Genomic DNA, 12,738 nt, shown 5'->3' on the forward strand with positions numbered 1-12,738 from the left:
TTCAGCCTTTAGTGACAGTAATCTGCTGTCGGGCTGGATTAGTTATTTACGGGCTGAATACCGCGATTTACTAATCAACGAATCGCACTAGTTCTACCTATCTCTTCACCACTGCTTATCTAGTAGGGATTCAAATTCAGCTTGTAAGGCAGTTATATCCGCCAATCTTGCGACTAGTAAATTATCCTTACCAGCATCACTTAAACGTACTTTCCAATAACGAATACTTTCTGAGTTGTTCAACCAAAACTGAATCACGGTATCTACCACTTGATCTAGATTCCAACCCCACTTTGCTGGAACTGATTCCAGCGATTCTAGAAACGTATCTAGTGTACACGTATACATTCCCAAATATTCCACGCCTTGGTGGGGTGGTTTTTGCCCATTTTGCTGTTGCTGATTAAAAAACTGCAAAAGTGGAGATACTCCGACAATATCAAAAGTGTATTTCATGCTATTACTCTCAGTTTTAAATTATTTGCAGTAAAGCTTTAGTTTTTTCTAATATAATTTCTGACAAGTAACTAAAGCATTTAGAAAAAGTATAGTTTTGGTCTATATCATAGGCATTAAACCTCAGTATTAACAGCATCTAAACTCTTTACGTAGTATTCATCCAAAAGAGCAACATTTTTAGCAAATTGAGCAAATAATTGCAAAGCACTGAGAACGTTCAGGTTCACCAAGTTGATTTGCAAGGCTATTAACTTCTGTCAGAATATTCGGAGTTGTTACAAGCTTTTGAAATTTTGCAATAAATGCTAGCAGAAGCTCATAATGTTCTGGTATAAATTGCTGGGTTCGATTAAATTTAGTTATTCGTTTTTGATTGACGCTCCCAACTAAGAAGAGAAGCAGGATATTTGTATCAATTAAAACCCCTTTTTGGCAATAACGACGCATAAGTGAAGCAATCAAATCTTTCATACTTTTCTAATTTTCATTGCTTCTACTTCGCCAGTTTGAGAATTTACTTTAAAAAGTTTATATTCTCGTTCATACAACACAGTGGTAGAAGCAAGAGAGGTAGCCATTAAGTTTTCCAAAGGGCTTTTAGGAGCTTTTTTAGGAATATAAAACCCTAAAGTAATCAACCATAAGCTTTTATCCTCAGAAAGTTGAACTTCTTCAAGTCTCAAATCTCTTAATGAAGAACCCATCATTTCTTGCAAGGATTTTATGTATTCATAGGCAGCATTTACTGCTATCTTGATATCAATAATAATCTTGGTTGCTCCTGACCTAATTTGCCAATTTAATACCAATACGGTTTAGTTAAGGCTAAAACTCTTTGTCAAAGTCGTCAAAGTCAATTTTTTTAACGTAGATGCAAAGCGGTGAGCCAGTCCGGTGGACGGGTTAAGAGGCATAAAGGAACTGGCTGTCTTCTCTACGAGACGCTGCGCGAACGTAGCGGTAGCGTCCCTTGCGCGTCTCCTAGAGAGGTACGAGCGTCACCCGTAGGGCTTCCCGCAGGGTATCACAGAGGCGCAGAGGACACACAGAGAAGGAAGAAATCCTTGACTGAACTTTATTGAATTTAATAACTTATTATAGTAATTTATCCTTGGCTACTGGTAATAGTCTCAACCCAGCCAGGATTCGAGTACCAAGCATCCAAGTGGATGACTTCTAAGCCTAAGATGGTTCCCAGTTCGCGAGCTTGGGTAGATTTACCAGTACCCCCAGAACCAATGATTAAGATTTTCTTCACCTTCGGTTTACATCTTCCTTTTCAAGCTCAAAAGGGTAAGCATTGCTCACCCAAATAACCGTCTTCAGGGCGATTCAATACGCCGCTACAATAGTACCACTACAAGGATTATGCCCAAATATTGATATTATGACCACTGCTACGACCGTAAAAACTGAGTATGAAGCGATTATTGGTCTAGAAACCCATTGTCAGCTGAGTACCAATACCAAGATTTTCTCTAATAGCTCTACGGCATTCGGTGCTGACCCTAATACTAACATTGACCCGGTTTGTATGGGTTTACCTGGGGTCTTACCTGTACTCAATGAAAAAGTATTAGAATACGCCGTCAAGGCTGGTTTGGCACTAAATTGTCAAATCGCTAGATATAGCAAATTTGACCGGAAACAGTATTTTTATCCTGACTTACCGAAAAATTACCAAATTTCTCAATATGATCTACCGATCGCAGAACATGGTTGGTTAGAAATTGAGTTGGTGGATGCTGAGGGTAACCCCACTCGCAAACGCATTGGGATTACCCGTCTGCACATGGAGGAAGATGCTGGAAAATTGGTACACGCCGGCAGTGAGCGCCTTTCCGGTTCTTCCTATTCTCTGGTAGACTACAATCGCGCAGGTATACCATTAGTAGAAATTGTCTCAGAACCTGACCTGCGTTCTGGACTAGAAGCTGCTGAATATGCTGAAGAGTTGCGCCGAATTGTGCGGTATCTCGGCGTGAGTGACGGCAATATGCAAGAAGGATCTCTGCGCTGCGATGTCAACATTTCCGTGCGTCCGGTGGGGCGAGAGGAGTTTGGCACTAAGGTAGAAATTAAAAACATGAACTCGTTCAACGCCATCCAACGGGCGATCGACTACGAAATTGAGCGCCAAATTGCCGCCATCGAAGCAGGCGATCGGATTATCCAAGAAACTCGTCTGTGGGAAGAAGGCACTCAACGCACAAGTAGTATGCGGGTGAAGGAAGGTTCTAGCGATTACCGCTACTTCCCCGAACCAGATTTAGCACCAATTGAGGTGTCGGATGCCCAATTAGAGCAATGGCGCAGCGAATTACCAGAATTACCAGCCCAAAAACGCCATCATTATGAAAGTGAGTTGGGGCTTTCGACTTACGATGCGCGCGTGTTGACAGAAGATCATCCCGTAGCGGAATATTTTGAAACTGCGATCGCAGCTGGAGCAAATCCGAAAGCTGCTGCAAACTGGATTACTCAAGATATCGCAGCACACCTGAATAAGCAAAAACTCAGTATTACTGAAATCGCCCTGACTCCCACCAATTTAGCTGAGATCATCACTCGCATTGAAACGGGCAAAATTAGCAATGCTCAAGCTAAAGAAAAGCTGCCAGATTTGCTCAGTGGTATTTCTCCTGAAAAAGCCTTTGCTGGTCAAGAGTTAATTACCGATCCTAATGTACTGGAACCCATCGTTGATCAAGTCATAGCCGCCAATCCCAAAGAACTAGAAAAGTATCGCAACGGTAACACCAACCTCAAAGGCTTCTTTGTTGGACAAGTTTTGAAAAAGACAGGCAAACGTGCTGATCCTAAGCTGACTAACGAATTGGTGGAGAAAAAACTTAACGCCTAGAACATCAATTCAGTAATCCTGAAAGAACCTCTCCCCTAACCCCTCGACCTTGGGTCAACCTGCCATTAGGCAAGCACAGAGGGAAGTTTAGCTCTCCCAACACTGGTAGAAAAGGGGGCTGGGGATTAGGTTTTTGATTACTGAATCGATGCTCTAGTAGTCTGTAAAATCAACTTTGCTGGGTGAAAGGGGCGGGGGAGTAAGAATTTTAGATTTTAGACTTCGGCTTCTCTACGAGACGCTGCGCGTAGCTTGCTTCTCCGTAGGAGTAGGCTCAGTCGAACGATTTTGGATTAAAGAATTGAAATTTAATCTAAAATCATCAATCCAAAATCCAAAATTGAATTGCCCAATGCCTCAAGTAAGTATTTTCCCGGTGCTTCTTCACAGAATCTTCACATAAAAACTGGTAGCAACCCGCATACCTAAAATGATATGCTGTGGTAGGTAGATGCACCCTGATGATCTGGAGAGCTGCCTAAGTGGCTCTCTTTTTTATTTTATTTTAGTGGCATTTACGGATAACCTGATAATATTATGAAAAATAATTTAAATAAATAAGTATTAACCCTTAGATAATAAATGATAGAGTGTAGTAAGTAGATGTACCCTGATGATCTGGAGAGCTACTTAGGTCGCTCTCCTTTTTTGCTTTTGTCTTTCGTCATAAGAAAGGTAAAAACAATTATGCCAATCGCCAACTAGTGCATTATTATTGCCATCAGCAAATAAACTCACAACAAAAGGGACTGGGGAGCAGGGGAAGAATAATAACTCTTAACTCCTAACTCCTAACTCAGCACTTTTCCAAAGCACAAATTGAATCAAAATTGATAATTGTAAGGAAGAATAATGGCAGATTGGCAAGAAATAACAGGTGGCATCACAGCACCAAGGGGGTATCAGGCGGCAGGAATTACCGCAGGGTTGAAACCTTCGGGGTTGCCAGATTTAGCTCTGATATTCTCAGAGGTGGAAGCGATCGCAGCGGGTGTATTCACCACTAGCCAGGTTAAAGCTGCCTGCGTAGAATATTGTCGCCAACGCTTGCAAGCCAAACATAGCGCTCGTGCCATCCTCTGCAACGCTGGACAAGCAAATGCCGCTACAGGGACTCAAGGCTACCTTGATACCTTAGAATCTGCTATGGCAGTAGGCCAAGCACTGAACATCCCATCTGAATCTGTGTTATTGGCTTCCACTGGCGTGATTGGTCAAAGAATAAAGATGGATGCTTTGCGAAGCGGGATTCCCAAGGTAGTAGCAGCACTCTCAGAAACAGGCTCAGATGCCGCCGCCGGGGCGATTATCACTACAGACTTGGTAACAAAATCCATTGCCCTAGAGACAACTATAAATGATCGCCCGGTACGAATTGGCGGTATTGCCAAGGGTTCTGGCATGATTCACCCCAACATGGCAACCATGCTGGCATTTGTTACTTGTGATGCAGCCGTTTCATCAGCCCTTTGGCAGCAGATGTTAGCAAGGGCAGCCGATAGAAGCTTTAATTCGATTACCGTGGATGGTGATACCAGCACCAACGATAGCTTAATCGCTTTGGCAAACGGTCAATCTCGCACCCCAGCAATTACAGAATTGGGTGCAGAAGCAGAGAAATTAGAGGCGATGTTAACAGCAGTTTGTCAGCATTTAGCCAAAGCGATCGCTCGTGATGGTGAAGGCGCAACCTGTCTAATTGAAGTGGAAGTGACAGGGGCCCATGATGAACTATCAGCCCGACAAATAGCCAAAACCATTGCTGGTTCATCCTTAGTTAAATCTGCAATCTTTGGACGTGATCCCAACTGGGGACGCATCGCCGCCGCTGCTGGACGTGCAGGTGTGCCCTTTGAGCAAGAAGACCTGCAAATTAAGCTAGGCGATTTCTTAATGTTGGAAAATGGTCAACCTTTAACCTTTGATCGTGCAGCAGCAAGCGCTTATTTGAAGCAAACTGCTGTTGATTCTTTCCTGCCCAAAGATTTCATTGCCACCAATAATAGTAATGATTTGTCCTTTGATAGAAGCACTATCAAGGCTCAACGAGTAGATAATCCGGTGATCATTGCAGTCAGCGTTGGCAACGGTCATGGTGCAGGTAAAGCTTGGGGTTGCGATTTGAGTTATGACTATGTGAAGATTAACGCCGAGTATACTACGTGAGCTACTCCGACTTGTTTACAACTAGCTAACGCTAAGTCCCTATTTAAACAACTTAAATCTTCAACATCCTTCATCGCTGCATTCACCTTTTCCCACGTCAACTAAGCTCGACTTGATCCATTTTTTGGCAACGCGGAAGCTGACGCTAAAACCTTTGTGGGACAGTAGTTTTACTTTTTCGATTTCACCGAGAATCAGTGACATGGAAAAAGTTTTTGCCACGCTTTTCTGGCTCGTACTTCTCCTAAAATTGCCACGAAATCGTGCCCTGCACGGCGAATGGATCACCATAGTAAACATTCAACTGGTTCCGAGCAGAGTCAAAATAGTCCACGTTAAACAAATTCTTGAAATTAATCGCTGCCCGGAATCTGTCTCGTTTATAGAAGATGGCAGCATCGGTGCGGAGATAACTCGGTAATTCAAAGGTATTTGCTAGATCTCCTTGTCTATCACCTACAAAAAACAATCCTCTACCAACACCAAATCCTTTCAGACTGCCCGTTTGAATTTTATAGCTTGTCCAGATGTTAAAGCTATGTTTGGGAATATTGTTCAGCACCTTACCTACCTGACTAGGGTCAGTGTCTTTGGTAACTTCTGCATCCGTGTAAGCGTAGCCCGCAATAACGTTCCATCCTGGTAAAATTTCACCGGCAAGGCTGAGTTCAACCCCTTTGCTGCGCTGCTCACCTGTTAGGATCAAATAGCCTGTATGGTCTGGATCATCCGTCAGCACATTGGAGAGTGTCAAATCGTAAAAGGCAAGGGTCGCCGACACTCGATTGCCGATATCGCCTTTGATATCCACTTCATAGGAAGTGCCGTACAGTGGTTTAAATGCACTGCCATCAAAAGCGTTTCCACTGTTTGGGGTAAAGGAACGACTATAGCTGGCATACAACGAAATCGGCGCTAGAGGTTGATAGACAAGACCAACACGCGGACTAAATGCATCACTAGATTGTGATCGGTTGTGAATGTAATCTTGGTGCGATCGCCGAATAGCCCGCACTTCTCTAAGAGACGCTGCGCGTAGCTTGCTTCCACGTTCGCGGAGCGTTCCGTAGGAAAGTGGTACGGCAAAGCTCAGTGACCACCAGTAGCGATGGTGGATTCTCCAAACGGCAGAGCAAAATTCCCCTGGCATGATAAATTCGGGTAATAGTTTCGGACTTCAGTCGTAGCAACCTTTGCACTCCACTTTGCTCCACCAGAATAGAAGTTAACTGCAACCCGATCAGTTCTGGCATTTATTAGCGGCGTCAGTTAGAAATTCTTTCGTTTTCTAGTCTAATGCACCAAAATATGTTTGTTTCTTACGAGCATTTACCACTGGAACTGACAGAACTCTAAATCCAAGCTGGGCAAGAAAATTCAACTAAACTTTCTAATAACCAAAGAGTAGAAATGAAGTATTACAGGTTCAGGCTTGACCAAACTGATGCGCGATAAGTCATAAAATAAAACCGCTATACTCTCCTATATAGCGGTTATGGCTTATTGCAAGTAGATGCTCTTGTTAACTTGCACCTTTTCGGCTAGGTCAGGGAAGGAAAAATCGCTTTCTGAAACCGTTAGCTGGTTGGTTGGTACTCGTCTATTGACCTCGCTTGAAAAATTATTGATATTTTTTTATTTAATAGAATTAGTATATAAAGAAATTGCGCGCTCAGCAACTACTAATCTATAATAAATTATTATCAATTACTCTTTAGAGATTAATTTTCAGTATAAGCAGGATATTTTGGGTTAAAAGTAAACTGTGTAAGCTTTCGCAACTACTAATAAATCTCAGAAAATCCTGAAATTACTAGCTCAAAAGAGGAATTAAATGTAAACTATTCTTAATTATTTCCTCATACATCGCCAGAATAAGTGCAAATTGCTTCTAATAAGCGGTTGCGGTTCATGGCAATGGGGATAGGGTATTCCCTATTCCCTTTTTTTATTGGGCGTAGACGCTGACTCGGCTTGTCGTCAGACATAGCTACTCCTAAATTTTGCAAGGGTAACGATACCACCAGATCACAAAACCAGTAACAAACAGAATTAGCGGTGCAAGTCCCACAAAGACGTGGAGTATACGTGTTGGGAATCCACCAAAAGTACCAAAATGCAATGGTGGAAATGAGTCTAAAACTTTGTCGCCCAGAGATTTATTGAGTGCATCTTTGAATTGAACAACTTCACCTGTGTATGTGATCTAACGACACACTAGAACGACCCAAAGTTGCCTGTTCACAAATGATTTAGGACTGTCCCCACGCTGCCTTACCAGTCGCACTCCAATTCAATTCTTAATTCTGGCGACTGACTTCTGAATTCTTTGTGATCAAGATTATAGTGATTCGATGCCAAATTCTAAGGGGCGATCGCTCACAATTGTAAAAGCTTGCTCAGGGGGAATTTCTGGTCTTCTTAAAAAGAAATATTCTCTAGCATCAGAACCATAATTAAAACCCACAATTACTACAAACTCTTTTCTTGGGTCGTAGTTGTCAATGAAAGCGCAAAACTGGGCATATAGTATTGGTTGTCTAGCGGCTGCTGCTGAGAGTTGCATCATCTGCCAAGCTTCAGTGCCTTTAGCAGTATAATACATTCTGTCTCCTAGCTGCGATGCACCTTCAATTAGCGAAAAATTATTGCCACTAGTATGCTCAATTTGGAGTACTTTATGCAGATATAGGTAGCCCCTGCCTAGTCTTTGGAAGAACTTCCATGCTTGGGCACTAAACAATACTTCACTCAATGAGACGATATTTTCGGCAATTTGCTGCTGAATTTCCTTTTCAGGTGTCATAGTAATTCCTAATTCGTAATTCCTAATTCGTAATTAAGACAGACTTGAAAAAAGCTTGAAACAGGCGTTTTTCAAGACTTGATCCTGGTTTTAAAAAAATATATCTAATCCCAATTTAGTATAGGTGAGATATTTTTTCTTACTTTTAAGTTAACAAAATTTAATTGGATTGCAACTTTCAGGTTGATCTAAAAGCTAAAAATGCCAAGTGCTGCCAGTCGAAGATCCTTATTGATAGAGGATCGCAACTCAGAAGAAATGTTTATATTTACCCAATTTGGTTTGGCATGGTTAGTTTGAGAATTAGTCATACGTTGCGATCGCCCTTGGCGGGGCTGGGGCGACAGCCTATCGCTAGTTGAAAATAACCAAAACGAACTGAGTATTGCCTCAAGATGTGCTAGAGCGCATCGAAACTCTCTATTTAGAACAATTAGAAAATCTTGGTGAGGCACTGTTAGATTTTACTAGTGTGGCTGATTTACTCTCAAGGCTAGAAGCGCGATGAGCTTCTAGCCCCAAGCTTTGCCCTAATCCTTTCAAACTTGCAGATTGAATTTTATAGGTTGTCCACAAATTAAAACTGTATTAAAGCAAGTTGTTCAGCCGACGCTCATCGCCCTCCATTCACCTCACTGACCTTAAAGCTCCCACCGAATCGTGGCCTGCACTGCGAACGGATCGCCATAAAAAACATTTAGCCTATCCTGAGCAGATTCAAAATAGTTAACGTCAAACAAATTCTTGAAGTTAAGTGATGCCCGGAACCTGTCTTGCTTATAGTATCGGTTTTGGTGGCAGTTGTATGCATCTGGTACGCGATACCCATCTTGTTCCCCTGTCAACACCAACTCTATTGGCTCATCACCTGCTGCCGATGGTTGACTTGGTTGCGTTTGGTTTGGGGGCTGCTGTGTTTGCGGTTGCGTTTGAGGTGAGGTGGAGGGTGCAGTACTAGCAACAGAGAAGATTATACCCTCGTCGGCACTGTCATATAACTCGACTGTTGGTAAACTCGTTTCCCCTGTGACTGTGACTCGAATAGTATTGGCATCAATATTTATTACTGTTATTTTAGTAATTCCCGTTATTGGTTTTTGGGAGCGGAATGTGAATGCATCCCCACTCGGTAGACGCCCATAAACGATCGCAGCACCCCTGGTTGCAGTCCTACATCAATTTGCAAAAATCGCTGCTTGGTAAATTCTTTACGAACGGCTGCGGCTTGGTTTCCACTACCGCAAACAAGATGCTGCCCAGCTTCATGCAGCACGTCATCATAGGTGTATTCCCCTTGCAGAAAAAAACTGAATCCCATCTATTGAAAATAATCGGAACCCCCGACTACGAGATCATCGTGCAGTTGATAGTGATAAATCGACAACCATATTCCTTTACGCAACGGGATTCTCCGAATCAATCCCTGCCCCAAAGTAGGCGGATATTGCCAGATCTGATCCCACTGATTGGATTGAGCCGTTGCAGGCATCAAACGGGTGGTTGCTTCAGCTTCCTGCCACAGTTCTTTGTGTGCCTTCTGTGAGATAGTGATGGTCATGGTGAGTCTTGGGGTAGGTCAGGTAAATGGTCAATCTAGACGGCTAATTGTAAGCTGTAGATAAGAATAATTTGCATCTTTATTGAAAGCGGCAGGAAACCAGTACAACCTTGTAGGCTACAAGGAAAGCTGCCCCGTCGCTTGGGGCATAATATTTGTAGTCCTCAATCGCAAACCACAGTTGGGGGTACACTTCGATATTTCACACATATCCTTTGCCAAGTTGTTTGGGTACTTCACAATAGGATTCAAATGGCTCTGATGAATTTTGCTGGCTATTTTTGGCAGTTTCTGCCCACAATTCTTGCCACTCTGAGATAGTGGGGGTAATGGTCATAGTTGGCGACTGGTAGATAGGATTCAACTAATGCTAACTATTGTCAATAATTTTACTACAATTTATCCTTAATGATTTAGGATTGCTATTAAGCTTTTTAATTCGCAAACGCCATGCAAAACCGCAATTTGACAGCTACCGACATTGCCCTAGACTTCCTCTTTAACCGCTTTGCCCATAATGACGTAGGTTAAGCTAATCGTCATTCTCCTAAATTCTCACTCTCAAAAATGGTTCCTTCCAGACGAGTTTATTTATTGTTGGTTTTGGGTATAGTAATATCTACGACGGGCGTAGCAGCAGCCCCGATCCTATCCCTTTTTCTCAGTATTAGAGCAACGATCGCCATCACTTTGTTATTTGATGCGATCATTCTAGGATTGATGGTTATAGATGGTTTACGGGTGCGGCGTTCTCGCGTGCAAATTACCCGGGAATTACCGTCACGATTATCGATTGGGCGGGATAATCCGGTGATCCTAAAAGTAACATCGCCAAATGCCAACGCCTTAATTGAAATCTGCGACTACTACCCAACAGGATTTGGCGTATCTGCACCCGCACTCCAGGCTATTGTTAAGAGTAACAGCACCCAAGAATTAACGTATACCGTCAACCCGACACAGCGGGGAGAGTTTCCTTGGGGAAATATTCAAGTCCGACAGTTGGGACTTTGGGGATTAGCTTGGGATGATTGGCAAATTTCCCAAAGTCTGCCAGTGAAAATTTATCCTGATTTAGTGGGGTTGCGATCGCTCACAATTCGTTTAACATTGCAATCATCAGGATCAATCCGCCAATCTCGCCAAACTGGTATTGGTACAGAGTTTGCCGAACTGCGGAACTATCGCACTGGTGACGATTTGCGGTTTATTGATTGGAAAGCTACCGCCCGTCGGGTTGGGGCCTATGGGAATGCAACGCCACTGGTGAGGGTTCTGGAACCAGAACAGGAACAAACTTTATTGATCTTGCTTGATCGCGGACGGTTGATGACAGCAAAAGTGCAGAATTTGCAGCGATTCGACTGGGGTTTGAATGCAACTTTATCCTTAGCATTGGCGGGTTTACATCGAGGCGATCGCGTGGGTGTTGGTGTATTTGACCGCCAGATACATACGTGGATTCCCCCAGAACGCGGTCAACATCATTTGAATCAGCTAATTGATCGCCTGACTCCAATTCAACCAGTGTTATTTGAATCTGATTATTTGGGGGCGGTGACATATGTTTTGCAGCGTCAAACTCGCAGGGCGCTAGTGGTGGTGATTACCGACTTAGTTGATGTCACCGCCTCTACAGAACTGCTGGCCGCACTCTCCAAGCTAGCACCCCGCTATCTGCCATTTGGCGTGACTCTGCGAGATCCGCAAGTTGATCGTCTGGCACACACCTTCACAGATGATGTTACAGATGCTTATGCCCGTGCAGTGGCACTCGATTTATTAATGCAACGACAAGTAGCATTTGCCCAGCTGAAACAAAAAGGTGTATTGGTACTAGATGCACCAGCAAATCAAATTGCCGATCAGTTAGTTGAGCGATATCTGCAACTCAAAGCGCGAAATCAACTTTAGATAATTGCATTGATTAATCGAATGTGAGGTGCTTAAAATAGCACCTCGCAAACTGTACTTGGAGTGATAGCAGAGCGCTAATGAAGATTAAACAACCACAAAATTGTTTTCGCTTAATGACAATCCAGCAGATAGTTGTACAAATTTTACCTGAGTAAACCCAGACGCACTGCCATCTTCGTCAAAGTACAGTCCACCTGTAGAATTGTCATAGATAAATCGTTGAGCGATCGCCGTTGCAGATGTTCCCAGGCTAAACTGATTTGTCTGAAGTGAACCGATTGATAACCCGCCACCAAAACCAGCAGCCGATACCTGAATCAATTCATTAGTGGCGTTGAAGTCATAAATAGTGTCAATCCCTTGATTGTAACTATTGAAAGCAAAGGTATCAGTACCATTATTTCCATAGAGGGTGTCATTACCAAAACCACCTGTCAGGATATCATTGCCATCGCCCCCAGACAGCAGGTTCTTGCCTGTTGAACCGCTAGCACTCAAGGTATCGTTACCAGCACCACCGTTGAGAGTGTTATTGCCAGACGAGTGAGAGTCGATTGTGCTACCTGAGTCGCGTAGTGAGTACGGATCTTCGCTGGGAAAGGATTCGATGTAGCCGGCGATGGAGAGAGAATCATTGCCATCGCCCCCGGAGAGCAAATTATTGCCTGTTGAACCGCTAGCACTCAAGGTATCGTTACCAGCACCACCGTTGAGGGTATTATTGCCAGACGAACGAGAGTCCGTAAAGGCGTAGGGATCTCCTCCGTAGGAGCCAGAAACAGAGAGAGAATCATTGCCATCGCCCCCGGAGAGCAAATTATTGCCTGTTGAACCGCTAGCACTCAAGTTATCGTCCCCAGCGCCACCGTTGAGGGTGTTCTTGCCAGACGAGCGAGAGTCGTAGTAGTCGTTTAAGTACACGAAGCTGTAGTAGCCAGAGACGGAAAGAAAATCATTGCCATCGTCTCC

Annotated in this window: 15 protein-coding genes and 2 pseudogenes; 4 read left to right on the plus strand and 13 right to left on the minus strand. The window is 43.4% G+C overall.

What is annotated here, in order from left to right; translation table 11 throughout:
• Positions 1–105 precede the first annotated feature (105 nt).
• The 4 genes from V7K85_RS18095 to V7K85_RS18110 form a co-directional block, all read right to left on the minus strand.
• Positions 106–456, minus strand: coding sequence for a hypothetical protein (locus tag V7K85_RS18095; RefSeq protein WP_334815153.1), 351 nt, complete (start codon positions 454–456; stop codon positions 106–108).
• Between the two features lie 180 nt (positions 457–636).
• Positions 637–930 (minus strand): hypothetical protein, encoded by a 294-nt coding sequence (locus V7K85_RS18100; RefSeq protein ID WP_334815155.1) that lies wholly within the window; start codon positions 928–930, stop codon positions 637–639.
• Entirely contained in the window at positions 927–1,268 is a 342-nt protein-coding gene (locus V7K85_RS18105) for a hypothetical protein (RefSeq protein ID WP_334815157.1), read from the minus strand. Before V7K85_RS18105 ends, V7K85_RS18100 begins: the two co-directional genes overlap by 4 nt.
• 296 nt (positions 1,269–1,564) lie before the next feature.
• Positions 1,565–1,717: a hypothetical protein gene (locus tag V7K85_RS18110; protein WP_334815159.1), complete on the minus strand. Its 153-nt coding sequence runs from the start codon at positions 1,715–1,717 to the stop codon at positions 1,565–1,567.
• A 129-nt stretch (positions 1,718–1,846) separates the two neighbouring features.
• On the opposite strand from V7K85_RS18110, the gene gatB reads away from it, so the two are divergent.
• Together gatB and argJ are read left to right on the plus strand one after the other, a co-directional pair.
• Positions 1,847–3,322, plus strand: coding sequence for an Asp-tRNA(Asn)/Glu-tRNA(Gln) amidotransferase subunit GatB (gene gatB / locus V7K85_RS18115; protein WP_334815194.1), 1,476 nt, complete (start codon positions 1,847–1,849; stop codon positions 3,320–3,322).
• Positions 3,323–4,174: 852 nt separating this feature from the next.
• A complete protein-coding gene (argJ, locus tag V7K85_RS18120) occupies positions 4,175–5,488 on the plus strand; it encodes a bifunctional ornithine acetyltransferase/N-acetylglutamate synthase (protein ID WP_334815161.1) in 1,314 nt (437 codons plus the stop codon).
• 244 nt (positions 5,489–5,732) lie between these two features.
• On the opposite strand, the gene V7K85_RS18125 is transcribed toward argJ, so the two are convergent.
• The 4 genes from V7K85_RS18125 to V7K85_RS18140 all read right to left on the minus strand — a co-directional run bounded on the left by V7K85_RS18125 (position 5,733) and on the right by V7K85_RS18140 (position 8,294).
• Complete coding sequence (locus tag V7K85_RS18125) at positions 5,733–6,638, minus strand: TonB-dependent siderophore receptor (protein WP_334815162.1); 906 nt, start codon at positions 6,636–6,638, stop codon at positions 5,733–5,735.
• Between the two features lie 709 nt (positions 6,639–7,347).
• Positions 7,348–7,476, minus strand: a complete 129-nt coding sequence (locus V7K85_RS18130; protein ID WP_334815163.1) for a hypothetical protein — start codon at positions 7,474–7,476, stop codon at positions 7,348–7,350.
• An 8-nt stretch (positions 7,477–7,484) separates the two neighbouring features.
• A complete protein-coding gene (locus tag V7K85_RS18135) occupies positions 7,485–7,610 on the minus strand; it encodes a PepSY-associated TM helix domain-containing protein (protein WP_334815164.1) in 126 nt (41 codons plus the stop codon).
• 219 nt (positions 7,611–7,829) lie between these two features.
• The gene (locus tag V7K85_RS18140; RefSeq protein WP_334815166.1) at positions 7,830–8,294 is read right to left on the minus strand and encodes a hypothetical protein; all 465 of its coding nucleotides are present in this window, start codon (positions 8,292–8,294) and stop codon (positions 7,830–7,832) included.
• 385 nt (positions 8,295–8,679) lie between these two features.
• Between V7K85_RS18140 and V7K85_RS18145 the strand changes: the two are divergent.
• Positions 8,680–8,802 (plus strand): annotated as a pseudogene (locus V7K85_RS18145) (DUF4351 domain-containing protein); the annotation flags it as partial.
• Between the two features lie 273 nt (positions 8,803–9,075).
• On the opposite strand, the pseudogene V7K85_RS18150 reads toward V7K85_RS18145, so the two are convergent.
• The 4 genes and pseudogenes from V7K85_RS18150 to V7K85_RS18165 all read right to left on the minus strand — a co-directional run.
• Positions 9,076–9,430, minus strand: a pseudogene (locus V7K85_RS18150) (AMIN domain-containing protein); the annotation flags it as partial.
• A complete protein-coding gene (locus V7K85_RS18155; protein ID WP_334815168.1) occupies positions 9,382–9,612 on the minus strand; it encodes a hypothetical protein in 231 nt (76 codons plus the stop codon). The gene V7K85_RS18155 and the pseudogene V7K85_RS18150, both read right to left, overlap by 49 nt.
• On the minus strand, positions 9,613–9,852 hold the full coding sequence (locus V7K85_RS18160; protein ID WP_334815170.1) for a hypothetical protein: 240 nt from the start codon (positions 9,850–9,852) through the stop codon (positions 9,613–9,615).
• 202 nt (positions 9,853–10,054) lie between these two features.
• Positions 10,055–10,189: a hypothetical protein gene (locus V7K85_RS18165; protein ID WP_334815172.1), complete on the minus strand. Its 135-nt coding sequence runs from the start codon at positions 10,187–10,189 to the stop codon at positions 10,055–10,057.
• A 230-nt stretch (positions 10,190–10,419) separates the two neighbouring features.
• On the opposite strand from V7K85_RS18165, the gene V7K85_RS18170 reads away from it, so the two are divergent.
• Positions 10,420–11,766, plus strand: coding sequence for a DUF58 domain-containing protein (locus tag V7K85_RS18170; protein ID WP_334815174.1), 1,347 nt, complete (start codon positions 10,420–10,422; stop codon positions 11,764–11,766).
• An 87-nt stretch (positions 11,767–11,853) separates the two neighbouring features.
• Here V7K85_RS18170 and V7K85_RS18175 read toward each other — a convergent pair whose 3' ends face one another.
• Positions 11,854–12,690, minus strand: a complete 837-nt coding sequence (locus V7K85_RS18175) for a calcium-binding protein (protein ID WP_334815196.1) — start codon at positions 12,688–12,690, stop codon at positions 11,854–11,856.
• Between the last annotated feature and the right edge of the window lie 48 nt (positions 12,691–12,738).

The sequence above is a fragment of the Nostoc sp. genome (assembly GCF_036917615.1).
Taxonomy (GTDB): Bacteria; Cyanobacteriota; Cyanobacteriia; order Cyanobacteriales; family Nostocaceae; genus Nostoc.